Origin of the sequence: Streptomyces sp. NPDC015125 (assembly GCF_043080045.1) — a bacterium.
Lineage (GTDB): Bacteria > Actinomycetota > Actinomycetes > Streptomycetales > Streptomycetaceae > Streptomyces.
This window is the reverse complement of the sequence record NZ_JBIBVF010000004.1, coordinates 329012-353260: the sequence shown is the minus strand read 5'-3', so window position 1 is coordinate 353260 and position 24249 is coordinate 329012. Positions and strand designations below refer to the sequence as shown.

Annotated in this window: 22 protein-coding genes and 2 pseudogenes; 3 read left to right on the top strand and 21 right to left on the bottom strand. The window is 71.3% G+C overall.

The annotated features are described in order from the left end of the window. Nucleotides 1-31: 31 nt before the first annotated feature. The 4 genes from ACF088_RS13725 to ACF088_RS13710 are packed head-to-tail and all read right to left on the bottom strand — an operon-like array spanning nt 32 to nt 5066. Nucleotides 32-658: a histidine phosphatase family protein gene (locus ACF088_RS13725; protein WP_392375885.1), complete on the bottom strand. Its 627-nt coding sequence runs from the start codon at nt 656-658 to the stop codon at nt 32-34. Further along, nucleotides 655-2166 carry an FGGY-family carbohydrate kinase gene (locus tag ACF088_RS13720; RefSeq protein ID WP_392375884.1) on the bottom strand — a complete coding sequence of 504 codons (1512 nt, stop codon included), beginning with the start codon at nt 2164-2166 and terminating at the stop codon, nt 655-657. The genes ACF088_RS13725 and ACF088_RS13720 overlap by 4 nt, the downstream gene beginning before the upstream one ends. Next, complete coding sequence (locus ACF088_RS13715) at nt 2159-3727, bottom strand: FGGY family carbohydrate kinase (protein ID WP_392375882.1); 1569 nt, start codon at nt 3725-3727, stop codon at nt 2159-2161. Before ACF088_RS13715 ends, ACF088_RS13720 begins: the two co-directional genes overlap by 8 nt. A 13-nt stretch (nt 3728-3740) precedes the next feature. Next, nucleotides 3741-5066, bottom strand: a complete 1326-nt coding sequence (locus ACF088_RS13710; RefSeq protein ID WP_392375880.1) for an MFS transporter — start codon at nt 5064-5066, stop codon at nt 3741-3743. Nucleotides 5067-5356: 290 nt separating this feature from the next. Between ACF088_RS13710 and ACF088_RS13705 the strand changes: the two genes are divergently transcribed. Further along, nucleotides 5357-6139 carry a DeoR/GlpR family DNA-binding transcription regulator gene (locus ACF088_RS13705; protein ID WP_392375879.1) on the top strand — a complete coding sequence of 261 codons (783 nt, stop codon included), beginning with the start codon at nt 5357-5359 and terminating at the stop codon, nt 6137-6139. 78 nt (nt 6140-6217) lie between these two features. Here ACF088_RS13705 and ACF088_RS13700 read toward each other — a convergent pair. The 3 genes and pseudogenes from ACF088_RS13700 to ACF088_RS13690 form a co-directional block, all read right to left on the bottom strand. Beyond that, a pseudogene (locus ACF088_RS13700) lies at nt 6218-6386 on the bottom strand (IS5/IS1182 family transposase); the annotation flags it as partial. Nucleotides 6387-6577: 191 nt separating this feature from the next. Then, nucleotides 6578-7042 carry an ABA4-like family protein gene (locus tag ACF088_RS13695; RefSeq protein ID WP_392375878.1) on the bottom strand — a complete coding sequence of 155 codons (465 nt, stop codon included), beginning with the start codon at nt 7040-7042 and terminating at the stop codon, nt 6578-6580. Further along, nucleotides 7039-7953 (bottom strand): hypothetical protein, encoded by a 915-nt coding sequence (locus tag ACF088_RS13690; protein WP_392376021.1) that lies wholly within the window; start codon nt 7951-7953, stop codon nt 7039-7041. Before ACF088_RS13690 ends, ACF088_RS13695 begins: the two co-directional genes overlap by 4 nt. A gap of 221 nt (nt 7954-8174) precedes the next feature. Between ACF088_RS13690 and ACF088_RS13685 the strand changes: the two genes are divergently transcribed. After that, nucleotides 8175-8828: a MerR family transcriptional regulator gene (locus ACF088_RS13685; RefSeq protein ID WP_392375877.1), complete on the top strand. Its 654-nt coding sequence runs from the start codon at nt 8175-8177 to the stop codon at nt 8826-8828. Nucleotides 8829-9077: 249 nt separating this feature from the next. On the opposite strand, the pseudogene ACF088_RS13680 reads toward ACF088_RS13685, so the two are convergent. From ACF088_RS13680 to ACF088_RS13620, 13 genes and pseudogenes are all read right to left on the bottom strand, one after another. Further along, nucleotides 9078-9320, bottom strand: a pseudogene (locus ACF088_RS13680) (GNAT family N-acetyltransferase); the annotation flags it as partial. A gap of 323 nt (nt 9321-9643) precedes the next feature. Then, nucleotides 9644-10363: a hypothetical protein gene (locus tag ACF088_RS13675; RefSeq protein ID WP_392375876.1), complete on the bottom strand. Its 720-nt coding sequence runs from the start codon at nt 10361-10363 to the stop codon at nt 9644-9646. After that, a complete protein-coding gene (locus tag ACF088_RS13670; RefSeq protein ID WP_392375875.1) occupies nt 10360-11505 on the bottom strand; it encodes an NAD(P)/FAD-dependent oxidoreductase in 1146 nt (381 codons plus the stop codon). The genes ACF088_RS13675 and ACF088_RS13670 overlap by 4 nt, the downstream gene beginning before the upstream one ends. After that, nucleotides 11502-13523: a LodA/GoxA family CTQ-dependent oxidase gene (locus ACF088_RS13665; protein WP_392375873.1), complete on the bottom strand. Its 2022-nt coding sequence runs from the start codon at nt 13521-13523 to the stop codon at nt 11502-11504. Before ACF088_RS13665 ends, ACF088_RS13670 begins: the two co-directional genes overlap by 4 nt. 319 nt (nt 13524-13842) lie before the next feature. Next, nucleotides 13843-15078: an acyl-CoA dehydrogenase family protein gene (locus ACF088_RS13660; protein ID WP_392375872.1), complete on the bottom strand. Its 1236-nt coding sequence runs from the start codon at nt 15076-15078 to the stop codon at nt 13843-13845. Beyond that, the gene (locus ACF088_RS13655; RefSeq protein WP_392375870.1) at nt 15075-16046 is read right to left on the bottom strand and encodes a 3-hydroxyacyl-CoA dehydrogenase NAD-binding domain-containing protein; all 972 of its coding nucleotides are present in this window, start codon (nt 16044-16046) and stop codon (nt 15075-15077) included. Before ACF088_RS13655 ends, ACF088_RS13660 begins: the two co-directional genes overlap by 4 nt. Nucleotides 16047-16073: 27 nt before the next feature. Continuing rightward, complete coding sequence (locus ACF088_RS13650; protein ID WP_392375869.1) at nt 16074-16811, bottom strand: acetoacetate decarboxylase; 738 nt, start codon at nt 16809-16811, stop codon at nt 16074-16076. A gap of 11 nt (nt 16812-16822) precedes the next feature. After that, nucleotides 16823-17689, bottom strand: coding sequence for a crotonase/enoyl-CoA hydratase family protein (locus ACF088_RS13645; protein WP_392375868.1), 867 nt, complete (start codon nt 17687-17689; stop codon nt 16823-16825). Between the two features lie 59 nt (nt 17690-17748). Beyond that, a complete protein-coding gene (locus ACF088_RS13640; RefSeq protein WP_392375866.1) occupies nt 17749-18918 on the bottom strand; it encodes a CaiB/BaiF CoA transferase family protein in 1170 nt (389 codons plus the stop codon). Nucleotides 18919-19063: 145 nt separating this feature from the next. Beyond that, nucleotides 19064-19534 (bottom strand): LysR substrate-binding domain-containing protein, encoded by a 471-nt coding sequence (locus ACF088_RS13635; protein ID WP_392376020.1) that lies wholly within the window; start codon nt 19532-19534, stop codon nt 19064-19066. Further along, nucleotides 19420-19956, bottom strand: a complete 537-nt coding sequence (locus tag ACF088_RS13630) for a LysR family transcriptional regulator (protein WP_392376019.1) — start codon at nt 19954-19956, stop codon at nt 19420-19422. The genes ACF088_RS13635 and ACF088_RS13630 overlap by 115 nt, the downstream gene beginning before the upstream one ends. Before the next feature lie 131 nt (nt 19957-20087). Next, nucleotides 20088-20513, bottom strand: a complete 426-nt coding sequence (locus ACF088_RS13625) for an acyl-CoA thioesterase (protein ID WP_392376018.1) — start codon at nt 20511-20513, stop codon at nt 20088-20090. Nucleotides 20514-20799: 286 nt separating this feature from the next. Continuing rightward, on the bottom strand, nt 20800-22029 hold the full coding sequence (locus ACF088_RS13620; RefSeq protein WP_392375864.1) for a S1 family peptidase: 1230 nt from the start codon (nt 22027-22029) through the stop codon (nt 20800-20802). Nucleotides 22030-22132: 103 nt separating this feature from the next. On the opposite strand from ACF088_RS13620, the gene ACF088_RS13615 reads away from it, so the two are divergent. Beyond that, a complete protein-coding gene (locus ACF088_RS13615) occupies nt 22133-22675 on the top strand; it encodes a cell wall hydrolase (RefSeq protein ID WP_392375862.1) in 543 nt (180 codons plus the stop codon). A 63-nt stretch (nt 22676-22738) separates the two neighbouring features. Here the strand turns inward: ACF088_RS13615 and ACF088_RS13610 are convergent, their stop codons facing one another. Then, nucleotides 22739-24112: a hypothetical protein gene (locus tag ACF088_RS13610; RefSeq protein WP_392375861.1), complete on the bottom strand. Its 1374-nt coding sequence runs from the start codon at nt 24110-24112 to the stop codon at nt 22739-22741. Between the last annotated feature and the right edge of the window lie 137 nt (nt 24113-24249).

The window sequence follows — 24249 nt, the reverse complement described above, 5'->3', positions numbered from 1 at the left end:
CGGGGGCGGCGGTGCGGGGGCCGGACGACGGTCAGTGGTGGGAGGGGACCCGGTTCAGGGCCGGGGAGTTGAAGCTGAGCAGCGCGGTGCGCCCGTTCTCGATGCGGATCTCGGTGAGGGCGCCGTTGTGCAGCACGGGGAAGACCCGGCGGTAATCGGCGAGCGGGATGCCCAGCAGGTGGCAGAGCAGGACCCGGACGAGGGTGGAGTGCGCCACGACCAGGATCCGGCCGTCCGGCTGCTCGCGGGCGAGGTCGGCGAGGCAGTCGGCGGCGCGCTCGGCGGCGCGGCGCGGGTGCTCCCCGTCGGGCAGATGGTTCTCCACCGGGTCGGCGAGGAACGCGGCCAGCCGTTCCGGGAAGCGCCCGCGCATCTCGTCCCTGGTCAGGCCCTCGCCCTGGCCGAAGTCGAGCTCGTAGAGCCGCTCGTCGGTGTGTGCGGCCAGGCCGCAGGCGGCGGCCGCGGGCGCGGCGGTGAGGCGGGCCCGGGAGAGCGGGGAACTGTGGACGGCGGTGAGGCCGGCGGTGGCGGCCCAGGTGGCGAGGGCGGCGGCCTGTTCGCGGCCGTGGTCGGTGAGCGGCACATCGGTGCGGCCGGCGTAGCGGTTCTCCGCATGCCAGACGGTCTCGCCATGGCGTACGAGGACGAAGTCGGTCACGGTGCTGCCCTCCTGCGGGCGTGGTCGGCCACGGCGGGGTCGAGCCAGCCGCGGCGGGTGAGTGCGTCGATGAAGCGGAGGTGGACGGGGGTGTAGCGGGCGGTGCGGGCAGGTGCGGGCGCGAGCTCCCGGTCGATGCGGACCATGGCGGCGGCGGCTTCCTGGAGGCCGGCGCCGGAGGAGGTGGCGGCGAGGACGGCCATGCCGAGGGCGCCCTCGGCCTGCTGCGGCAGCCGTACGGGGCGGCCGAGGACATCGGCGCGCAACTGGCACCAGTAGGCGTTGCGGGCGCCGCCGCCGGTGAGGGTGAGCGGCCCGTCGACGGGCGCGCCGAGGTGGTCGAGGTAGTCGAAGCAGAGCCGTTCGAGGCAGGCGACACCGAGCAGATAGGCATGGAACTCGGCGGCACGGGTGGGGACGTGACCGAGGAGGAAGGGTTCGGCGTCCGGGGCGCGGAAGGGGAAGCGTTCGCCGCCGCCGGCGACCAGGGGGTAGGCGACCGCGTCCGGATTGTCCAGGGCCGCGGCCTGCGCGGTGAGCGCATCCAGGTCCGCATCGCGGAAGTGCCGGGAGATGACCCCGGCGCCGCTGCTGGAGGCGCCGCCCGGCAGCCAGCTGTCGCCCGGTCCCCGGTGGCAGTAGACGACGCCCGCCGGGTCACGGATCAGCTGCGGGCTGCTTCCCTTGAGGACGAGGGTGGTGCCGAGCACCGAGTTCCAGGCGCCCGGCGCAAGCGCCCCGGCGCCCAGCTGCGCGGCGCAGCCGTCGGTCATCCCGGCGACGATGGTGGTTCCTTCGGGGATGCCGGTGACCTCGGCGGCAGCAGCGCATACGGAGCCGAGCACACTGCCGGGGCGTACGACATCGGGCAACACGCCCTCGGGTACGCCCAGTTCCGCCATCACCCGGTGCGGCCAGCGCTCCTCGACGAGGTGGTAGCCGGTCTTGAGGGCATGACTGGCGTCGGCGGCGACCTGATGGCCCGCCAGCCGCCAGGTCACCAGGTCGACCTGGTGCAGCAGCCGGACGCCCGACCGGAGGGCGGGGGCGTCCTCCAGCAGGCGGACGAGTTTGGGCAGCGCCCAGGACGGCTGCATGCTGCGGTAGCCCAGCTCCTGCCAGACCGCCTCCCCGGCGGAGTTGACGGCCGCGGCCTGCGCGGCGGCGCGCCCGTCGTCGTACATCACCCCGGGGGTGAGCGGGGTGCCGTGGGCGTCGGCAAAGAGGATCGTGCCGGAGGTCCCGTCGATCGCCAGCCCGCGGATCCGCCGGGTGTCGACCTCCCCCATGGCCTCCCGGCACGCCGCGGCCAGGGCGCTCCACCACTCCTCGGGGTCCTGCTCGTGCCGGTTGCCGTCGCGCCGGCCGGTGAGCGGGCGGGCGGCGGTGGCGAGGAGGTGTCCGGTGCCGTCGACGGCGACGCAGCGCGCGCTCTGGGTACCCAGGTCGAGGCCGAGCCAGATGCCGTCGAGGGCAGGGGGAGGGCTGTTGCGGCACGGGTCAGTCACGGGAGCCTCCAGGGGTGACGGGGTGGCCGGTGGTTTCGGTCGGCCGGCCGGGGGCCTCGGCCCGGCGGCGGGGGCTCCCCCGCCAGACCGCGCCGCCCCGCCAGCCGGCCTCCCGGGCGCGCGCCCGCCAGCCGAGGAAGTCCTCGTACAGCGCGGCATAGAATTCCGCGCGCTCCGGCTCGGGCTGCCAACTGCGCTGCATCCGCACGTACTTGGCGGCGGCGCTGTGCATGCTGGTCTCGGCGCCGGTGCGGACCAGTCCGGTGAGGAAGGCGCCCTTGGCGCCGAGCTCGGTGTCGCCGGAGCGGGCGGTGGGCACCCCCGTGGCATCGGCGATCAGCGCGCACCAGGCGTCGCTGTTGGCGCCGCCGCCGCACAGCCGCAGCTCGCTGACGTCCGTACGGGCGGCGGCCAGCGAGTCCCGCAGGACCAGCGAGAGCCCGTCGAAGACGGCGCGGGCCAGATCGGCGGGGGTGTGTTCCAGGGACAGGCCCCAGAAGGTGCCGCGGGCGCCGGGGTCGAGGAAGGGGGCCCGCTCACCGGCCGGGGAGAGGTAGGGCAGGAACATCAGCCCGCGGGCGCCCGGCTCCGACTCGAAGGCCAGCTGCGCCAGCTCCGGCGGCCCCGGCAGCTGCAGCAGCCGGGCCGCCCAGCCGAGCACCTCGGCGCCGTTGAGCGTGGGGAAGGCACGCAGCACCCGCTCGCGGCCCCGGTAGGCGATGTGGATACCGGACGGTTCGCCGCCGGTGTCGATATCGGTACGGACGATCTCGGTGCACAGCGTGGTCCCCAGGATGCTGCAGGCCTGGCCGGGGTTGACGACGCCGACGCCACGGGCGGTGGCGGCGATGTCGTAGGGGGACATCACGACCGGGAGCCCGGCCGGCAGCCCCAGTTCGTCCGCCGCCGCGCCGGTGATCTCGGCGATCCGCTGCGACTCCCCGAGGACGGTGGGCAGCAGCCGCTCGTACTCCCCGAGGCCGAACAGCTCCAGGAGGTACGGGTCGTAGTCCCCGGTGGCGTGGTCGAGGAACGGGGCGGAGGCATCGGATTCATCGCTGGCGCGCACACCGGTGAAGCGCAGGAAGAGCCAGCCGGCGGCGGTGAGCGAGGTGGCGGAGCGGGCCAGCCGGTCCGGGTCGTGTGCGGCGAGCCAGCCGAAGAGGGCATTGGGCATTCCTGCGCAGGTCAGCGAGCCGTTGCGGCGGAAGGCCGCTTCCAGGACGCCGCCCTGCTGCCAGCCGGTGAGCAGGTCCCCGGCCCGGCCGTCGGACCACAGGAGGGCGGGTCCGGTGGGCCGGCCGCGGTCGTCGACGAGCCAGGCGCCGTCGCCCTGGGCGGTGAAGGACACCAGCCGGACCGGGTCGGACAGCCCGTCGAGGACCGTGCGGACGGTGTGGACGACGGCGTCCCAGACGGCGTCCATGTCCTGTTCCGCCCAGCCGGGGTGCGGGCGCAGCACCTCGGTGGCCCGGCGGGCGACGGCGATCTCGGTGCCCTGGTCGTCGAAGACCACGGACTTGATCACCGTGGTGCCGACATCGATGGTCAGTACGGACATCAGTGGGGTCCTCTCACGCCGGGGACGGGGCGGCGCCGGCCGCGGTGTCCTCCGGGGCATCGCCGCGCTCGGCGGCGGCGCCGCGCGCATCCGCCGTACCCGGCTCGTCCGGCAGCTTCAGGAAGTGGGCCAGCACACTGCTCACCGCGTACATCCCCGCGAAGATCCAGACCACCCCTTCGACGCCGAGCGGTCCGACGAAGACCGCGACGACGGCCGGGCCGACAAAGGTGCTGGCTCCCGCGCCCAGGTTGAGGGCGGCCAGCGCCTGCCCCTGGTGCTTCGGCTCCAAGGTGGGCACCAGCGCCGATAGCGGTACATAACCTGCCAGCGTAGCGCCGTAGAAGGCGGCGACCAGGAGGGCGAGCGGGAAGTCGGGGCCGGCCGCATCCGGGACGTAGAAGAGCAGCAGGGTGCTGAGCGTGCAGCCGGCACCGCCGAACCAGGCGATGGTGCGGCGCCAGCCGAACCGGTCGCCGACCACGCCGAACAGCAGGTTGGCGAAGATGTTGGTGGCGAACATGGCGCTGAGCAGATGCAGCCACTGGGTGAGGCTGAACCCGACCGTCCGGGTGAAGTGGATCGGCATGATCACGAAGAAGCCGAACTGCGAGGCAGTATTGATCACCCGGACCACCGAGCCGGCCCCGACCCTGGGGTTGCGCCACAGAATCGTGACGCTGCCGAGCAGAGTCGCCACCGGCCCCTCCCCCGCGCTGCCGGGCCGCCGGGCACCGTGGTCGTCACGGACCAGCAGCAGCGCGATCAGCCCGCCCGCGGCCACGAGTACCAGCGCGGCCCACAGCGTGGCGTAGGCGCCGATATGCGGAATGAGCCCGCCGGCGACCAGCGAGCCGAGCGTGGGCAGGCCACCGGTGAAGGCGAACCAGAACCACCCCATCGCCGTACCGAGCCGGGCGCGCGGCGTCACTCCGGCGACCCAGACGAGGAACCCGTAGGCGAACAGCGGATACCCCAGTCCGCGCAGCCCGTAGGCGAGCATCATCATCGGGTAGCTGGTCAGCGGAATGGCGGCGAGCAGGAAAAGCAACTGGAAGGCGCCCCAGATGCCCAGGCCGGTCCACATGACGCGGCGCGGCCCCCACAGCTCGGACAGCACCCCGGAGAGCCAGGCGGCGATACCGGCGGCGACTCCGTAGACGGTGAACAGCAGCGCCGCCCGGGATTCGGAGATGCCCTGGTCGAGGAGGTAGGGCGAGAGGTAGCCGGACTCGACCCCGTCTCCGATCATGAAGAGGAGGAGTCCGAGGTATCCCCAGGCGAGGGTCGGCGGAATACCCAGGCGTGTGATCAGCGAACGCGGAGGAGAGTTCGTCATCGAATCTCCCTTTCTGCGGCGGCGGGGCAGGAGGGGTGAACGCAGCGATGGAACCGCCGGGCGGAAACGGGCGTCAATGGCCGCCGGAATCTTCGCATCGGGGCCGCGACCTGCCATGTTGTGTCGTACCGGAACCGCATGTGGACGCCGCTGGCACCGCGCGCGCCATGTGAAGTCCGTGCGAACATAACGCGGCGAATTCACGTGGCACATGCCTGCGGCGGAGCCCGTGCGGCGCGGTCACGGCACCCCGCCGTACGGCCGCACGCGAACCGGAAGGGAGCGGAGCGATGGACCGGGTCGAGGCCCAGGAGGAACGGCGCCGCCGGATGCGGGACACCGTCATCGCCCGCGGTTTCGTCCGCACCGCGGACCTCGCCGAGCAGTTCGGCATCAGCCTGATGACCGCACACCGCGATCTGGACGCCCTGCAGGCGCAGGGCTGGCTGCGCAAGGTGCGCGGCGGCGCGACGGGGCTGCCGTCGGCGCAGTTCCACGGCAGTGTCGCGGAGCGGATGGCCACCATGGCGCAGACCAAGCAGCAGCTGGCACGGGCCGCCGCCACCCTGCTGGTCCCCGGGCAGTCGGTGCTGCTCGACGACAGCACGACCTGCCTGCTGCTGGCCCACCAGGTGGCCGAGCACACCCCGCTGACGGTGCTCACCAACTCCCTGCCCGCCATCACCACCCTCGCCAAGGAGCCCGGCATCTCACTGATCACGCTGGGCGGCGCGTACTTCCCGGCGTATGACGCCTTCATGGGCCCGCACACCGCGGAGGCCGTACGGGCCTACCGCGCCGATGTGCTGTTCATGTCCACCACGGCCGTCACCAACGGCCGCTGCTACCACACCTCACCGGAGACCGTGCAGGTCAAGCGCGCCATGATGGAAAGCGCCGGCCGCCGCGTCCTGGTAGCCGACCACACCAAGTTCACCAAGGGCGGCCTCTACGCGCTGGCCCCACTGACCGACTTCGACCTGCTGATCGTCGACGACGGACTCCCGACGGAGCAGGTACGGAACGTACGGGCGGCCGGCACCGAGGTGTTGGTGGTACCGGCCCGGGGCTAAGGGCTTGCAGAACAACAACATGCGCACTGATGTCGCCCTGACCTGGGGGCAAGACCCAGAAACCACAAGTCAATTCCCTGCAAGCCCCTCCCCGCAGCGCAGATGTGCCAGCACCAGCAGCGCCTGGCGTCCTGTGGGGCAGTCGCCTCCACCGCGTGCCCTGTGCACGATGCTGCGCGGCCAGCTCGCGGGTGAGGGAGCGCAGGGTCGAGGTGGACAGATCGATCCCCGATGGGCAGACAAGCACGCGGAGGCTCCTGGCTGAACAGCTGATCTCGACAATCACCCGTCTACCAGGAGCTTCTGCACATGGACACCGCCTCCGACTCAACTGCCGCCGCATCAGTCAGGTTGAGATCACTGCCCTTTCCGAGGCCAGGAGTGGGCTCGATCTGCTGATCAGCCGTCTGTGGCGGGCGAGGCGGGGCCATGCTCGGCCTACGTGGCTCCGCGGGACGCGGCAACCGCGAGGTCGTCGCGGGTCGAACGCCGCACCCTCGCCGATCGCAGCCCCAGGAACACCAGTAACCCGAAGGGCGACAGCAGGATCGTGAAGACGAGCAGGGGCCCCATCAGCAGGGCCGGGATCCTGAGCCGTCTGGCCTCCCGGTACATCCACTGCCCGATGAGGAGATCCCAGGCAATGACCTGCGACCAGATGGCTCCCGCGCCGTCCGCGAGCGCCGTCAGCTCGCGGAAGGTGCCGAGGTCCGGGCTGCTGACAGCGGTCCAGAGTTCGGGGAACACCGGGACGGCGAGCGCGAGATAGACGAGCAGCACGGGCACCACGGTCAGCGGCGACCGGGCGATGCGGGCGGTCGGGCCCCACGCGGGGGCGAAGATCATGAGCAGCCAGACGGGTGCGGCCAGCCAGAAGGAGAGCTCGAAGAGGAATCCGGTCATGACACGAGTTCCTTCGAGGCACTGACGTCTTCAGCAGTTGTCTCGCCCGTAAGGGGAGTCGGAACCCGCAGGGATCCATACGTCCCGAGAATGACGGCCACCAGGATCAGGCCGGCCGCCCCCAGCGTCACGCCGTCCGGCCCGATCAGCGGCTGACCCCGCAGCGCCTGCCAGAGGACCAGAGCGAAAGCGGCGGCGTACACGCCCGAGGCGAGCAGCACCAGGCGCAACCGTACCCGGCCGTCGGCAAGGCGGGCGAAGCGCGGTGCGAGGGCGGTCAGCGCCATGACCAGCAGCGGCAGGAGCTGCAGTGCATGCATGCCGACGAAGTGCGGGATCCGCAGATCTCCACCGGTCGTCGACCAGCCGGTCAGCGGCATGGAGGGACCGCCGTCCGGCACGCCCACGCTGTGCGCGCCGACCACCTTGGAGACGCCGCGCCGCTGCCCCGGCGCGGGCTGTGTCATCAGGAATCCGACGGCAGCCCCGGCCAGCGCCAGGACGATGCCCGAGCGCATCGCCCAGGCCGACGCACGGTCGGCGATGCGGGCGCGGAGCAACAGCACGGCAACGGCGAGCGTGCCGAGCCACAGGATGACGACCGTGACGGCCATCGCATTGAACAGCGCCTCGTCGAAGGGCGTTTCGTGGTTGAAGTGGCTGCGCTTCCCGCGCATCGCCTGCCCGGCGATGATCACCATCTCGACGAGGCCGGCCAGCGCGACGACCGTCCCCGCCCACCAGCCCACGCGTCGACCTCGGGGGAGAAGCGAAAGCATCCAGGCCAGGGAGAGGCAGTACGCCACGAAGGAGACCGAGAACTTGAACGGCTTGAACCAGATCGGCGCGCCCACCAGCACGCGGTCGTCGGCGACGAGCCCCACGGCCGATGCGACCGCCATCACCGCCATTGCCGCCGAGAACAGCACCAGCGGCCGATGCCACGACCGCCATGGAGCCGAAGGCCACCACGACGGCACAGAGCACGAAGACGGAAGTAACGAAGACATGGACAACCCCCTAATGGATAGCAGCACTATCTGCTATCTGATAGCCCAACTATCTATGATGGAGGCGAAGCCGGCAAGGGCGGGCGCGGTGAGCAGGGCGAAGGTCAAGGAGTGAACCGGCAGTGCGAATCGCAGAGTTGAGCCGAACAACCGGAGTGTCGGTGCCAACGATCAAGTACTACGTCCGTGAAGGGCTGTTGCCTCCGGGTGAGCTGACCAGTCCGAATCAAGCGACCTACGGCGAGGCTCACGAGCGCCGGCTGCGGCTCATCCGCGCCCTGCTCGATGTGGGCGGCATGAAGGTGGCCGAAATCGCGGACGTACTGACCGCCATCGACGATCCGGCGCGTCCGCTGCACAAAGTGCTCGGTGCCGCCGCGGACCGCCTCGGCAAGGCAAGCAGTGAGTACGACGACACCGAGTCGGCGGCCGCGCATGCCGTCGTCACCGACCTCATCTCCCGACGTGGCTGGCGGACGCACGAGTCGGACCCCGCCGTGGCCGACCTGTCCAAGGCCCTTGCCTCCATGGCCCGGTTGGGGCACGGGGCATTCGTCGAGGTACTCGACGACTACGCCGACGCCGCCGAGCAGGTCGCCGGAGCCGACCTCGTGTACGTGGACCGGCGGGTGTCGGTCGAGGACATGGTGGAGAGTGTGGTGATCGGAACCGTACTGGGTGAGGCGGTGTTCAGCGCGCTGCGCAGGCTGGCCCATGTGGACGCCTCGGCGAAGCTGTACGGCACGGATGGGCCGCCGGAGCAGAAGACGAGCTGACCCAACGCACGTTGGAAATGGCTCATTGCGGCAACGAAGACTCGTGTCGTGTACCCGTGTGGGTACACAGACTGGCGCGGGGCACCTCTGCGAGTGCCCCACCGATCACGACCGGATGTGATGACAGGCCCACACCTGTCCCACCACATCGCTCAAACCGGCCGACCGGCCACCGGAGATCACTTACGGGACAGCCTTTGGTACGGCAACTGCGGTTGAGGTGACGAGACCGCAGCGCCGGACAGCAGCTCAGCCGTCACCCTGGACACGGGCGTGGAGGTGCATGTCGTGCCGGCTGTCCAGTTGCCGATGCGCGCCGCGTCGGGCGCCCTCGAGTACGAAGCCGGTCTTGGTGGCCACCCGGCAGGAGGCCTCGTTGCCGACCGAGTGCGCCAGTTCGAGACGGTGGAAGCCGGCCTCGTCCAGCGCCCAGGCGGCCAAGGTGGTGAGGGCACGCCGGGCGAGACCGATGCCGCGGGCGTTTTCAAGAACAGCACATCCCTGCCGTGTAACGGCAGGATGGTTGGGCGGAAGCGGAGAGGGCCCCGGCGGGGATGGCGGGCGTCATCGCGAAGGTCATGAGCGGCGTCATCACCCACGACCCGGTAGCCCAGCGCGGGCCGCCCCGCCCCCTGTGCTCCGTGCTGACCGGCACGCTCCACAAGCCGACCGAAACGCTGCGCCCATCCTCGACTCCCCGTTCCAGCACGTCTCTTCCGGGCGCTGCGCCCCCTAAGGCCCCGCCCCTCCCCCAACGGCCCGGGTCGCGACGGTGTCGCGGCCCGGGCCGGGGAACCAACGTGTGCTGCGGCAGGTCAGCTGTTGAGGCTGGTGTGGTTCCACCAGGCCTGGCGGCCGACGGTGAAGTCGACCGTCGTGCCGATGGTGTCGATCTTGCCCTGGTACTGCTGGCCCTTCTTCAGCGGGCTCTCGATCAGCTTGTCGTGCGCGTCCTGGATCGAGTCGATGACCAGGGTCGGGACCTTCTTGAGCGTCGCCGGGTCGATGGGCTTCGCCGTGCTGATGGTGACGGCCTCGTCCCAGTTCGGGCGTTCCGCGAGCTGGTGGGCGAGGTGGATCTCGTCGCCTTCGCCGAAGATCAGGTAGGTGAGGTACTCGGGGTAGGGCAGCTGTCCGAGCTTGCGGAAGGAGAGGACGTCCTCCCTCTTGCACTCCACCGGGGTCTCGGTGGTCGTCAGCTGCTGGAAGTCGCGGCTGCCGTCCGGCTTCACGACGACCCGCTCCAGATGGACGCGGAACTCCTTGCCCTGCTGCAGCTCCGGCAGCTCGAAGTGGTGCGGACAGCGCAGGGAGTAGAAGACCCGCTCGTTCTCGTGCTGCGCCCGGTCCTTCAGGTACATGTCCCGCAGCTCACCGTTGTCCTTGAGGGTGAAGGTGAAGACCGCCTGGTAGTTGTGGCCGGACTGGGGGTTGTACAGCGCCAGGTGGTAGAAGAACAGCTTCTTCTTGCCCAGCAGCAGGAAGCGGTGGATGTGCTCGTGTCCGGCGTGGTCGGGGCCGGGGGTGGGGTTCATGTCGGGGTCTCGCCTTTCGTCGGGTGGGGGTTCGGTCGGGTGTGCCGCTGGCGCCGGGCCCAGAAGGGGCGGTCGGCCCAGCGGGTTTCCTGGGCGTGCACGGCCTGGTGGCCGTGCTGGTAGGCGGCGCGGGCCGTGGCGACCTTCGCCGCGTAGTCGGGCAGCGCCACCGGGTCGCCGTGCAGCCGGGCGTGGACCGCCTGGCCCGCGCTCAGCCCGGTGTAGAGGGCGGTGAGGATGCCCTGGGAGCTGAGCGGGTCGAAGGCGGCCGCCGCATCTCCGGCGGCCGTCCAGCCCTCGCCGTGCACCCGGTCCAGATGTGCGCTGTGCGCGGGGGCGCGGCGGGGTGGCTGCAGGACGGTGAGGCCGTGCGGGCGGACCCGGCGGGAGATGTGCCGGGTGGCCAGCAGGCGGTCGTGGAACCGCTCGGCGCCGCGCGCGGCGGCGGGCAGGTCGGGGTCGGTGAAGTAGGCGACCATCCGGTGCCGGGAGGGCAGCAGGGCGGTGTACCACCAGCCGTCCTGGTCGGACTCGACCAGCGAACGGCCGTCGGCGGTGGCCTGCGGGGCCGGGTCGAGGGTGAGGTGGAAGGCGGTGAGCCGGTCCCCGGTGCGCCGCCGGGCACCGGAGCGGACGGCGATCGCCGCACCCCGTCCGGTGGCGTCCACCACCCAGCGGCAGCGGACCGTCCGCTCCCGGCCGGCTGCGCGGTCGCGCAGGGCGAGCCGCCAGGTGCCGTCCGGCTGCCGGGAGGGGCACCGGACGCCGGTGTGCTCGGCGACCTCGGCACCCCCCGCGCGGGCGGCCTCGCGCAGCCGGCGGTCGAAGAGCGGCCGGTCGAGGTGCCAGCCGTGGCCGTACGGGTCGTCGATGGAGTCCACGGCGTGCAGTTCGGCCGAGCCCCAGGCGGACAGGTTGCCGTGGCAGGGCAGATGGCCGCTGCCGAGGACCGGCTCCTCGATGCCGAGGTCGGCCAGGAGCAGCCGTCCCACGGACACCAGTGCCTCACCGGCCTTGGGCGGGCCGGTGCCCGCGTCGGCCAGCAGGACGCTGCGCCCGGCCCGTACGAGGGCGAGCGCGGCTGCGCAGCCGGCCGGGCCGCCGCCCGCGACCACGACGTCATAGCCCGGTACGGGGCTCACTGGGCGCCGTGGAAGGGGTCGAGCTTCTCCAGATACCCGGCGGCGATCGCCTCCTCGTCCCGGCCGGTCGCCTCCTTGATCTCCTGGACCGCCTGGTCCACGAGCATGGACTCGACGGTCTCGGCCGGGATCTCCCCGGTCCAGGCACCGGCCGCGCCGGCTCGTTGGGGCACGCCCGCCTCGGGTACCTGGATATTGATGAGGTTGGCGTGGTCGGCGGCCGGCGGATAGCCGGGCTCGGACTCCACCTGGAGGTACCGGGGGAACTTCGCGTCGCCCACGGTGTATTCGTGCGGCTCGACGATGCCGAACGTGAACCAGTCGTCGATCATCTGCCGGCGCTGGATGTTGAAGTTGGTGCCCTTCAGACCGCGCAGCCACACCGCGCGGTTCTCGAAGGCCTTCTCCCTGGCACTGTCGTCGGAGCCGGTCGGCGGGGTGTTGACGGTGACGAAGTCCGACTGCTTGAGCACATGGTTGGGCATCTGGGCGGGCCAGAAGGTGGGCAGATAGGGGCTGTAGCGGGGGCCGAGGCCCGACTGCACCTGGTAGCCGGAGCGGCAGCTCGCCGTGTCGCACTGCCAGGGGGCGGCCATCCAGCGGGTGAGGTCGCCCGGCCCCTGCGCGAACAGCGGGCCGTTCTTGCCCAGGGCGTCCTGGAGGGTGAGGACATCGCCGTAGTCGCGTTCCGGGTTCTCCGGGCCGCGGTGCAGGATGCGGAACGGCTCGGAGTACATGGTCTTGTGCCGCATCGGCCAGGTGACCTCGCAGCCGGGGTGGAACGCGTCGGCGGCGCAGTTCTCCAGCGCGGCCCGGTCCAGCAGCTGCGGCTGGTCGGCGGGCGGCGCCTGGTCCACGTCCGGGAAGCCCTTGCGGGGCGGGCCGGAGGTGAAGTGGCCGTCGGCCCACAGGGCCAGCATCCGGTCCTGGGCGGCGGAGAGCGTGATGTGCTGCCGGACGGAGGTGGGCTTGCCGCCGGACATGGCGTCGCCGTAGAGCCATGGCCAGGGCAGCGGGGACGTGCCGTCCCGGTCGTAGTCGCGCATGTGGACGTAGACCTGGCGGCGGAGTTCCCGGCCGGCCTCGCCCGGGTCGGCGAGCCGCTTGCGCATGGCCGGGTCGAGGAAGTGGTTCGGGCCGGTCCAGCCGAACTGGGTGGCGAAGCCGTGGTTGACCCACTGCAGGTCGCAGAACCGCTGCAGGATCGGTTCGATGTGGTCGGGGTAGGACACCTGCTGCTCGGCGGGCAGGGTGTGCTCGGTGACGAACACGTCGTAGAGCAGGTCGTAGAGGGTGCGGACGGTCTTGACACCGGGCGCGTAGTGCGGCGGGGCGATCACGGCCCAGGCCGGGGTCGCGGTCTTCGTGGCGCCCCCGATGGTGACCTCCGCCGTGACCGGGCCGTCGGAGACGTCGTCGTACCAGGTGTCGTTGTTGGCGACGCCCGAGATCGGCTTTTCGGGGGTGGCGTAGGAGGCCGACGTGCCGGCACCGCCGACGACCAGCAGGCGTCCGTCGGTCTGGGTGGAGATCGAGCCCAGGGCGACCGCCCGGTTCATGATCTTTCCGGCGAAGGTGGCGGTCTCGTGATGGGAGGCGCGGACGGTCTGGCGGCCGGGGTCGATGACCAGCTTCTTGCGTTCCGCTCCCCTGACGTCGGCGTTGCGCCGGACCCGCTGGCTGTCCGGCAGTCCGGTGGCCTCGGGGATGTCGAGCGGGATGTGGAACTGGTACCAGGCGGCCTTCTTGTTGGCCAGGTGCACCGACCACTTGATCTCGGTGACGTCCTCATCGTCCAGCGTCAGCTCCCGGACGACCTCGCCCGCCTGGTTGTAGCCGTAGATCCGGAAGCGGGCGGCCTGCCGGATGATCTTCCCCGAGGCGTCCTTGTAGGAGCCGGGCGGCAGCGGCGGCTGGTCCGGTGATTCCGGGCCTACGAAGGGCTGTTTGTCGCTGTTGCCGACCCGGGCGATGCCTATGGCCGGGTGGATCTTCACCTGTGCGATCCGTGTATCCATCGAGGAGCCTTTCACTGGGCGGGTGTGGATGGCCCCCCAAGGCCTCAAACGTAGGATCGCCGTCGTTCGTACTGGGCCGTCGAGGCGTCACAATGGGTGCACGGATTCACCCTTTCGAGAGGCCGACACGCGGAGCCGCTTCCGGATTGCTCACGGACCGTGACGGTGGCCGCCGGGCAGGCAGGTAGTGCGCAGCCGCTCGAAGGCCGCGCCCGGTGGTGCCGGGGCACCGGACGCGGCACGGGGGTCCCCGCCCGCAGCCACGCGGCGCGGCCGGGGCCGGGGACGGGGCCGGGGCCGGGGACGGGGCCGGGGACGGTCAGACGAAGGCGCTTTCGCCGGTGATGGCCTTGCCCACGATGAGGGTGTTCATCTCGCGGGTGCCCTCGAAGGAGTAGATGGCCTCGGCGTCGGCGAAGAACCGGGCGACGTCGTAGTCCAGGACGATGCCGTTGCCGCCGAATATCTCCCGGCTCCAGGCCACGACCTCGCGCATCCGGGCGGTGACGAAGGCCTTGGCCAGGGAGGAGTGTTCGTCGCGGAAGATGCCGGCGTCCTGGAGGCGGGCCAGTTGGACCAGCATCCCCCAGGAGGCGGTGATGTTTCCGAGGCTCTTGACGAGGAGGTCCTGCACCAGTTGGAAGCGGGCGATCGGGCGGCCGAACTGCCGGCGCTCCTTGGCGTAGGCGAGCGCGAGCTCATAGGCGCCGATCATGACGCCGAGGGCCTGCCAGGCGACGCCGCTGCGGGTGGCGCGCAGGATCTCCGCGACATCGCGGAAGGAGTCGACCCGCTGGAGGCGGTTGGCCTCCGGGACGTGGACGTCGGTCAGGGTGAGGTCGGCGTTCTCGACGATACGGAAGGCGGTCTTGTTCTCGATCCTGGCGGCCGAGAAGCCGGGAGTGCCCCGCTCCACCACGAAGCCCTTGACCTTGTTGTCGGCCTCGTCGCGGGCCCAGACGATGACCAGGTCGGCGAAGGTGCCGTTGCCGATCCAGCGCTTGGCGCCGTTGAGGATCCAGTGGTCGCCGGCCCGCCGGGCGGTGGTGCGCATACCGCCCGCCACATCGGAGCCGCCGAGGGGCTCGGTCATGGCGAAGGCGCCGATCGCGTCGAGGGCGGCCATGGCCGGCAGCCAGCGGTCGCGCTGTTCCTGGTCGCCGCCGCGGTAGATGCTGTACATGGCCAGTCCGTTGTGGACGCCGAAGAAGGTCGCGGACGAGGCATCGGTGCGGGTGTACTCCATCGCGAGCATGCCGACCAGCAGGTTGCTCCCGGCGGGCAGCGGGTCGCCGTACCCCTCGTACGGGACGCCGGCCAGGCCCAGCCCGCGGAACCTGTCGATCAGTTCGCGAGGGAACTCCCCCTTGGCCCAGGCATCGTTGACCAGCGGCTTCACCTCGGTACGCATAAAGTCGCGGGCCTGGAGGAGGAGTTTGCGCTCGTCGTCGGGCAGCAGGTTCTCGTAGCCGTAGAAGTCGGCGGTGAGGCCCTCGGTCAGCGCGGTCTCGGGGTGGGTGGCGGTCGGGTCGGTGTCGGCGGGGGTGGCGGTCATGACCGGGTCTCCTCGTTCTGCTCGTGGGCGGTGGCGTTCTCCAGGGCGCCGAGGACCGCGAGCTGCTTGCGGTCGCGCTCCTGGCCGAGGTCGCGGTACGAGCGGGAGCCGTACGCGTCCTCCACGGCCCTGATGAGCCGCTCGGTCCGTTCGGGGCTGTGCTCGGGGCGGCCGAGGGAGTCCCACAGCTGCTGCATCGAGGGGCCGAGGTGCTCGGCCATGTGCCGGTAGCCACCGGGGCCGCCGCCCAGATGGGCGCCGAGGAAGGGGCCCACCGTCGACCAGCGCAGACCGAGCGAGTTCACCACGATCGCGTCGAGCTCGGACGGGCCGACCACGCCCTGTTCCACCAGGTGGATCGCCTCGCGGCTGAGCGCGTTCTGCAGGCGGTTGCCGACAAAGCCGGGTATCTCCTTGCGCTCCACCACCGGGACCCGGCCGACCGAGCGGTAGAACTCCACCGCCCGGGTGACCACGTCCTCGTGGGTGCGCCGGCCGGGCACCACCTCCACCAGCGGCACGAGGTGCGGCGGATTGAACGGATGGCCGATCAGGATGCGCCCGGCGTCGTCGAGCCCGTCGGTGAACGCGGTGGCGGGGATGGCCGAGGAGGAGCTCAACAGGACTGCGTGGGGCGGGGCTTCACGGACCAGTTGCGCGAAGAGCTCGCGCTTGACGGCGGTGTTCTCCGGGCCGTTCTCCTGGACCACATCGGCGTGCCGGACGGCCTCGGTGACATCGCCGGCCAGGTGAACCCGGTCGGCGAGGCCGGCCGTGTCCAGGCCCCGCCGGGCCAGCTGCGGGGCGGCCTCGGCCAGCGCCGCATCGACGGCTTCGGCGAGGTCGGGGCGCGGATCGGTGACCCGCACCTGCAGTCCGTGCGCGGCGAACAGGGCGGCCCAGGAGAGTCCGATGGTCCCGGCGCCGATCACGGCCACGGTGTCCGCGGTGGGGTGGGTGGTACTCATGGCAGATGTTTCCTTCGGTGTGCGGCTTCAGCGCGCGAGGTAGTCGTGCACCGGCTCGACCGGCGCCAGGGTGAGGTCGGTGAGGAGGTGGCTCGCCGAGACGATCTCGCGGACCGGGAGATCGGCCAGCGGGGCCAGCGCATGCGCCTGCAGCTGCAGCCGGGCGGGGCCGGTCCAGGCGCCCTTGACCACCACCTCGCTGATCTCGGTGCGGACCAACTGGGCCACCTGCGGCGTTCCGTCGTAGCCCGGGACCAGCTTGAGCATGAAGGTGGGCACGGTGATCTGTGCGGCCGCCTCATCGGGGTCCAGCTCGTGGTGCTTGTAGCCCATGGTGGCGGTCGCCACCCGGATCGTGCCGTAGTCGAGGACGCCGACGAGCGCGCCGTGGTCCACAGAGAGGGCGGGCGATCCAATGGTCTTGGGGTAGGCGCTGGCCTCGCGCCCGGAGACCGTGGCCGCGAAGTTGTCGAGGTACATGGCGTGCAGGTACTCGCCCCGCTCGCCTTCGTGGCGGACCGGGATGGCCTGGCCGGATTCGGTGTACGGCCCGTACCCGGTGACATCGCCCATCCGCATCACCTCGAAGCGGACCAGCGGCTCGTCGATCTCCAACGGCTCGGGTACCACCGCGCGCAGCGCGTCGTAGTCGGTGCGGTAGACGATGTTGAGGTACTCGCGGTGGGTGAAGCGGGGGATGACGGGTGGATAGGCCGGGTTGATCAGCGGGGTGGCATGGTGCCGGAGGACATCGCTCTGCTTCATGGGTACTCCTCCTACTTTCCCTGCCACACGGGGGCGCGGCGCTCGGCGAAGGCCGTCATGCCTTCCCGTACGTCGGCCGATGCGGCGAGGGCGGCCAGCTCGTCGCGCTGGGCGGCGAAGGCGGCCGGCTCGGGCACACCGTCGGCGGCGTGGGCGATCTTCTTCACGGCGGCGAGGGCGAGCGGGGCGTTCGCCGCGAGCCGTGCGGCCAGCTCCAGTGCGGTGGTGACCGCTTCACCGGCCGGTACGACCCGGTTGGCGATACCGAGCAGCCCGGCCCGCTCGCCGGAGACCGGCTCTCCGGTCAGCAGCAGTTCCATGGCCAGGTGGTAGGGAATCCGCTTCGGCAGCCGGATCGCCCCGCCGCCAGCCGCGATGAGGCCGCGCTTGACCTCCGGCAGACCGAACCGGGCATCGTCGGCGGCGACGATGAGGTCGCAGGCCAGGGCGAGTTCGAAGCCGCCGCCCATGGCCCAGCCCTCGACGGCGGCGATCAGCGGCTTGGCCGTCACGGTCTCGGTCAGTCCGCCGAAGCCACGGCCCGGGATCTCGGGCGATTCACCGGCCAGCGCGGCCTTGAGGTCCATTCCGGCGCTGAAGGTGCCCCCCGCGCCGGTGAGGACACCGGCCCGTAGTGCGGGGTCGCCCGCCAACTCATCAAGGGTACTGGCTAGTTGGGCCGCCACGGCGGCGTTGACCGCGTTCCGGGCACGGGGCCGGTCGAGGGTGATGAGGAGGGAGGTACCGATCCTCTCGGTGCGGACTTCGGGAAGGGGGTCCGCGGGACGGGTGGGGCCCTCGGGACGAGTGGGGTCCGCAGGACGGGTGAGGGCAGGGGCGGCGGTGAGGGGAGGGGTGGTGTCCGGTGTACTGGGCATGACCGGGGTCCTTCGGTGGTCGGGGTGTGGAGCGGGGCGAGCAGCGATGTGACGCTCCGTCAGCTCCGGTTCGCGGCGAGCTCGTCGAAGACCTCGTCGGTGTGCTGGCCGGGCAGCGGGGCGAGCCGCCGGACCGAGCCCGGTGTGGCGGAGTAGCGCACGGGGATGCCGACCGAACGGATCGGGCCCTCGCTCGGGTGCTCGACCAGGTCGAGGAGGTGGCCGTCGCGGACGTACGGGTCGTCGGCCGCGTGGTCCAGTTCCAGCACGGGCGCCATGGGGATGCTGTGCTTGGCACAGATCTCCTCCCACTCCTCGGTGGTCAGGCCCGGGGCGCAGCGGGCCACCAGTTCCATGAGCGGGTCGACATCGGCGTCCTCGATGGCCGGGCCCGCCACCCGGGGGTCCTCGGCGAGGTCGGGGCGGCCGGCGGCGGCGAAGAAGTCACGGAAGTTCTGCGGGGAGTACGGCACGATGCAGGCGAGCCCGTCGGCCGTGGGCACGGCCCGGTGGCCGCGCTTCATCGACAGCGGGAAGCCGGTGGAGCCCTCCGCAGGCTCGTAGACGTGGCCGGACAGATGCTCGACGAGATTGAAGGCGAGGAGGGTGTCCGTCATGGGGACTTCGATGTGCTGGCCGCGCCCTGCGCGGTCGCGGTGCACCAGCGCGGCGAGCACCGCGTAGACGATGGTCAGCGCGGCGACCTTGTCACCGATGATCGTCGGCAGGTAGACGGGCCGGCCCAGCGCACGGTGGGCCACGTCCACCAGCCCGGAGGACGCCTGCACCGTTTCGTCGTAGGCGGCGTGCCCGGCCCGGTCGGAGTCGCTGCGAAAGCCCTGGGCGTGGGCGTAGACCAGGCCGGGGTGGCGCTCGGCGAGGTCGGCGTAGGTCAGGCCGAGCCGGGCCAGGGCGCCCGGGCGCATATTGGTGATCAGCACGTCGGCCGTGCCGATGAGCGCCAGGGCGCGCTCGCGGTCGGCTTCCTCCTTGAGGTTCAGGGAGACGCTGCGCTTGTTGCGGTTGACGTTCAGGTTGAGCGGTGTCATCCCGGGCGTGGTCCGGTACCGGCCCGACCGTACGGTGTCCGACGGCGACTCGATCTTGATGACGTCGGCGCCGAGGTCCCCGAGGATCTGGGCGGCATAGGGACCCATCACCACCGTGGACAGATCGATCACCCGTACGCCGTCCAGCGGGCCGTTGGCGCTTTCGGTCGTGGCGTCCATTGTCGCTCCTGCGGAAGTAGCTGTACTGCGAATGTTTCTGCTTTCGACGTTAGGCGAGATACCGCAGGATGAGAACGATCAAGAAACGAAGAAGGGTATGACCACAGCGGTCATACCCTTCCCGTCGGGTTATGGTGCCCGCGGATCAGGCGAAGAGCTCCTGGGCGAAGATGTGCCGTGCCGCGGTGACGAGGTCTTCGAGGTCGCCGCCGGGTTCCGCCCGGTCCGTATGGAAGAGCAGGCCGGTGGCCAGCTCGGGCTGGAAGTCCACCACCGGCAGCACCTTCACATTGTCCAGCCGGTAAAGATGCATCGGGCTTTCCGGGGAAAGCATCGTCATCGAGAACGCAAGGCCGCCGGAAACCAGTTCCGAGGTCCCCGCATAATCGGAACTATTGATGCGAATTCTTTTCTTCAGCCCCGCGGAATTCAGCCGGGCATCGATTTCATCGAAATATGCGGGCATGGACTCGGGGGCGGTGGCCACATAGGGGAATTGCTTCAGCTCGTCCAGGGTGACCGAGTCCCGGCCCTCGAACCGGTCGGCGGGAACCGCGGCCCCGAGCCGCTCCCGCATGACCTCGATGATGCCGAGCGCGGGGTCCGCGACCGGCAGCCGGGCAAGTGCGAGAGCCAGCCGGCCGTCGCGGACCGCCTCGGCGAGGCTGGTGGAGCGGCCGGGCCAGCGCTTGAGTTCGTAGGTCTCCCCGCAGGCGTCCTCCAGCTCCCGGACCCGGGGTGCACCCCCGAGGGCATTCCGATGAGCAGGGTGGTGCGCTGCGGACGGACCGCCTCACGCAGCCGCCAGGGGATGGAGTTGACGCGTTCGAGCACCTCGCGCGCCATCGGCAGCAACGCGGCACCGGCGGGCGTCAGCTCGACGTGATGGGTGGTGCGGTCGAAGAGCGTCTGGTGCAGCTCACGTTCGAGATCCTTGATCCGCTGACTCAGAGGAGAGGCCGCCATATGCAGCTTGCGTGCCGCCTGGGAGAAATTCAACTCTTCGGCGACCGCCACGAAGTAGCGCAAGTGCAGCATGTCCACACGCCCAGATTACCCGGGGCAAGGTGCCGCACTTCGCGGACCGCGGCGGCCCCCGGAGCACCCCGGATCGGCCCGGAGCACCCCGGATCAGCCCGACGGAGCTCGTCAGGGCTCGTCAGGGCTCGTCAGGCGTCTGCGAGACCGAGCAGCGAGGGGTCGTCGGCCAGGTCACGGAAGGCCGCTCGCGGGTCCTTGAGCAGCTTGCGCTCGGTGAGGTCGAGCAGCCCGCAGACGGCGCTCACCTCGGCGGCCACCGTCCCGTCCGTCGTGCGGACGGTCTGCTCGATCCGGAAGGTCTTGCCCTCGCCCCAGACGAAGGCGCAGCTCACCTCGACCTCGTCACCGGCCCGTAGCTCGCGCCGATAGCGGATGGTGGTCTCGACGGTCACCGGGCCGACCCGCCGCTCCACCATCGTGCTCTGGCGGATGCCGCTCGCCTGCAGCAGCGACCAGCGGGCGTGCTCGGCGTACTGCAGATAGACGCTCTGGTTGAGATGGCCCTGGGTGTCCGTTTCGTAGCCGCGCACGGTGACCGGGACGGCGAACGGCACCGCCGCGTCCGTACCGGTTTCGGCATCGCTGCCGGTCTCCGCGTCGCTGCCGGTTTCGGTGTCCGCACCGGTCTCCGCGTCCGTACCGGTCTCCGCGTCCGTACCGGTCTCCGCGTCCGTACCGGTTTCCGTGTCCGACGCCCGTGCCGCTCCCACCACGATCTCTCCCATCCCCGTACCCGTACCTGCCGGTCCGCCGCGCGGGCGCACCCGGGCCTCATGGCCACCGGCTCCTCATCGTAGGCGCCGGGGTCCGGGGGATGCCGACCGCGTCGGGCACCGGCCGTCAGGGGCTGCCCGTCTTCAGCCTCAGGTTCCACTTGGCCAGCGGCTCCCCGACCGGCTGGAAGATGGTGACGGTGGCACCGCCGAAGTTGCCGCAGGTGGCGGCGCCGCCGCCGGAGTGCATGCCGATCGCCATCGGGGCGTTGGGCTGGGTGACGTACGAGCCGCCCGAATCGCCGGGCGCCGAGCAGGCGTTGGTGAACGAGAGGCCCTCGATGACCGTGTTGCCGTAGTCCACGGTCTGGTCGACCCGGGTGATCTCCCCGCAGTGCCAGCCGCTGCTCTGCCCGGAGCGGCAGATCGACATGCCCACCAGGCCCTCCTGGGAGCCGGTGACGGTGACCGGCGTACCGCCCTGGCCCGCCACGTACGAGCTGACGATCCAGCCCGGCTGGTCGACCCCCACCAGCCCGAAGTCGCCCTCGCGGTCGTTGACGCTGCGTCTGCCGCCCTCGTTGGAGGTCCCCATGCGGGTGCCGTCCTTGCCGTACGCGGCCTGGTCGGCGGTGAGGGTGCAGTGACCGGCGGTCAGAAATCCCTGGAAGCCGTCCGGACCGGTCACCGAGAAGCCGATCGAGCAGATGCCCTCGCTGCCGGGCATCCACCGCTCGCCGCCCACCACAGAGCCGCCCTGCTGACGTGGCCTCCGGTCCCCGCGTTCGACGGTGACGGGGATCTTCGCGCGCGCCCCGAGACCGCGGACGGCCTTCTCGAAGGCATCGGTACGGGCGGTACGCCTGGTGCGGTCGATACGGATCACGACGCCGTTGGCGCGCTCGTCCACGCCCCACCCGGTGACGCCCGGTACGCCCTTGTCGGCCTTCCGGCTGATCTGCCGCACCAGTGCGGTGAGCGCGGCGCGGCTGTGCGGCACCGTTTTGGGCACCGCCCCGGCGGCACGTACCCGCTGCGCATCGGCGGCGCCGGTGACCGCGACCACGAGCGAGCCGGTCGTCTTGTCGAACCACATCCCGGCGGGCGGTGCGGCGAGCGCCTGGCGCACGGTGGCCGCGGCGCGGTGTGCACCGGCCTCCTGTGCGAGCCGGGTGCGCACCTGCTGTGCCGTCAGCCCGAGGTCCCGGCGCATCGCATCGAGCATGGCGCGCGGCGAGGGCTGGGGCGACGGGTCGGGCCGCGGCACCGCATGCGCCGGGCCGAGCGGGCCGGTGGCCGCCATGACGGCGGCGACGGTCGCGCCCCAGAGAGCTGCCTTGCGAAAGCGGCGTTCCATCGGGGATCTCCTCGCGGTGTCGAGAGCACGTCGGATCCGATTCGTCGAGCCTGCTCGACACCGGGACGTGCGGCACGAGGGAGATCCCCGGCATCATGAGCGGGTGAGGTCCGACCCCGGCCGTCAAGTCCCCGCCTCCCGTGGCACGGTAGCGTTCCGGCAGCTACCTCAGGCCCTGCGGAAGGTGACCTACTCGGGCGCCCGCCATCCGGGAGCGCCGACACCTGAATGCCCGTCATACGCCCCGGTGAGGGCGGGGGATGCATCCGGTGGCAGCGCCCCTGGCGCCTTCCCCGACCTGGCCGGGGGCGCGAACTGCCAGCGATACGCCTATGCCGTGCTGCGCCACTTCGGCCTGCTGATACCGCCGTTGCGCTCGGCGGAGCTCTGGGCGGACGACCGCGCAACACGGCGGGCCGACCCTCCGCAACCGCTGGATCTGGTGCTGTTCGACTCCGGGCCGGCCGTCGGCCGGCCGACGGGGTACGGCGCACATGTGGGCGTGCACCTGGGGCCCGACCAGGTCCTGCATCTGTGCCGGGAGGTCGGCGAACCCGTCGTATGGCGCTATGCGGACTTCGCGGCACGACCGCGCTACGGGCGGTTCCTCGGCGCCAAGCGGGCGGTGAGCCCGACGGAGCGCTGAGCGCCCGGCGGATGCGGCGGGCGGGGCGCGTCTAGATGCGGCGGGGCGGAGGGCGCCGCACGCTCAGAAACCGCCGCCGAAGCCCCCGTCACCTCCGCCGCCGAAGCCGCCACCGTCGCCGAAGCCTCCGCCTCCGCCGTCACCGAAGCCTCCGCCGAAGTCGTCGGAGTTGAAGTCGGCTCCGGAGGAGTCGCCGCCCTCGGCGCCCGTGGGGCCGCCGAAGCCGGCGCCATAGGCGTCGGTCGACCACATCATGTTGCCGAGCAGCGTGCCCACCAGGAGGCCGGGCAGCAGGCCGCCGCCGAAGTAGCCACCCGCCCAGGGGCCGTAGGTCGGGCCCGCGTCCCAGTAGGGGCGGTCGCCGCTCGGGGTCCGGACCGTACGGGCCAGCGGCTCCCGGCCGTCGTCCAGGCGGCTCTTGTCCGCGGCGCAGACCGGCACGGTGCGCTCCGCACCGCCCGCGGGTGCCCAGGCGGCATCGGCGACGGACGGACCGTGGCGCGGATCGAAGAAGCAGGGCAGCCGGCGCTCGGGCAGCGGCCTGCCCTCGCGTCGCGCGGCGAGGGTGGCCAGCGAGAACCGGCCGTCCTCCAGGGCCTTGGTCACGGCCTGCACCTCGCCGGGGTGCCCGGCCGCCGCCATCGACGACTTGGCGTTCTCGTACGCGTCCAGCGCATGGCTGTAGTCCGCGCGCATCGCGTCGTCGGCACCGGGCTCACCGGGGTGGAAGTCGAGCCGGTCCAGCTCCTCGCCGAAGGCGGTGATGTCCTCGTCGACGACGACCCGCAGGTCCTCCAGCGCCGCCCGCTCCTCCTCGGCCCGCCGCCTGCGGTTGCGGCGGGCGATGGCGTACGCGCCGCCACCGCCCACGACCACCAGCGCACCGAGACCGATCGCGGTGCCGGTGTCGAAGCCGGTGCCGCCGGAGCCGCCCCAGGAGGCGGGTGCCTGGCCGTGCGCCGACGCGATCGCGGTGTCGACGAAGCTGTTCAGCCGGGCGTTGACGCTCGGGTAGTGGGAGCGCGTGACCGATCCGACGAGGTTCTGCACCGCACTGTGCGGCATCACCCGCGGGTCGGCACCGGCGTTGAAGCCGTTGCCGAGTTCGACGGCGTAGACGCCGCTGATGCCGGTCTTGGTGCGCAGATCCCTCAGCAGCGTGCTGGGCTGGTACTCGGCGGTGCGTGGCAGCACGGCGACGAAGACCGGCTTGTTCGCGTCCTTGATTTTCTTGGCCAGCGCATCCGCTTCGGCCGAGGAGAACTGACCCGAAGCACGGGGATCCACATAGACCGGGCCCTTCTTGAGGGCTGCCGCGGCCTCGTCGAGCCCGCCGGCGGCATGGGCTCCCGGTGCCAGTGCGGCGGCCACCACCAGCAGTGCGGCCATCAGCAGCAGAACCGGTCCGATCAGCGCACGACGCGTTGCGGTCTTCATGTGTTCGACGCTACCTGAACCGCACTTTCCAGACATCACCGGTGCAGGGGTCGATTCGGCCCGCACCGGGGGATTCTCCTCCGTCGACGGGCGGCTGTCGCGCCGGGGATGTCCATCCAGGTGATCGCTCCGCGCGT

Bases quoted from the DNA above. Each gene is read 5' to 3' on its own strand.
- ACF088_RS13705 (WP_392375879.1), top strand. From the start codon at position 5,357: ATGGACCGGGTCGAGGCCCAGGAGGAACGGCGCCGCCGGATGCGGGAC.
- ACF088_RS13675 (WP_392375876.1), bottom strand. From the start codon at position 10,363: ATGAACCCCACCCCCGGCCCCGACCACGCCGGACACGAGCACATCCAC.
- ACF088_RS13610 (WP_392375861.1), bottom strand. From the start codon at position 24,112: ATGAAGACCGCAACGCGTCGTGCGCTGATCGGACCGGTTCTGCTGCTG.
- ACF088_RS13630 (WP_392376019.1), bottom strand. From the start codon at position 19,956: ATGCTGCACTTGCGCTACTTCGTGGCGGTCGCCGAAGAGTTGAATTTC.
- ACF088_RS13690 (WP_392376021.1), bottom strand. From the start codon at position 7,953: ATGGCGGTGATGGCGGTCGCATCGGCCGTGGGGCTCGTCGCCGACGAC.
- ACF088_RS13640 (WP_392375866.1), bottom strand. From the start codon at position 18,918: ATGGACGCCACGACCGAAAGCGCCAACGGCCCGCTGGACGGCGTACGG.
- ACF088_RS13650 (WP_392375869.1), bottom strand. From the start codon at position 16,811: ATGAAGCAGAGCGATGTCCTCCGGCACCATGCCACCCCGCTGATCAAC.
- ACF088_RS13645 (WP_392375868.1), bottom strand. From the start codon at position 17,689: ATGCCCAGTACACCGGACACCACCCCTCCCCTCACCGCCGCCCCTGCC.
- ACF088_RS13620 (WP_392375864.1), bottom strand. From the start codon at position 22,029: ATGGAACGCCGCTTTCGCAAGGCAGCTCTCTGGGGCGCGACCGTCGCC.
- ACF088_RS13695 (WP_392375878.1), bottom strand. From the start codon at position 7,042: ATGACCGGATTCCTCTTCGAGCTCTCCTTCTGGCTGGCCGCACCCGTC.
- ACF088_RS13660 (WP_392375872.1), bottom strand. From the start codon at position 15,078: ATGACCGCCACCCCCGCCGACACCGACCCGACCGCCACCCACCCCGAG.
- ACF088_RS13665 (WP_392375873.1), bottom strand. From the start codon at position 13,523: ATGGATACACGGATCGCACAGGTGAAGATCCACCCGGCCATAGGCATC.
- ACF088_RS13715 (WP_392375882.1), bottom strand. From the start codon at position 3,727: ATGTCCGTACTGACCATCGATGTCGGCACCACGGTGATCAAGTCCGTG.
- ACF088_RS13655 (WP_392375870.1), bottom strand. From the start codon at position 16,046: ATGAGTACCACCCACCCCACCGCGGACACCGTGGCCGTGATCGGCGCC.
- ACF088_RS13710 (WP_392375880.1), bottom strand. From the start codon at position 5,066: ATGACGAACTCTCCTCCGCGTTCGCTGATCACACGCCTGGGTATTCCG.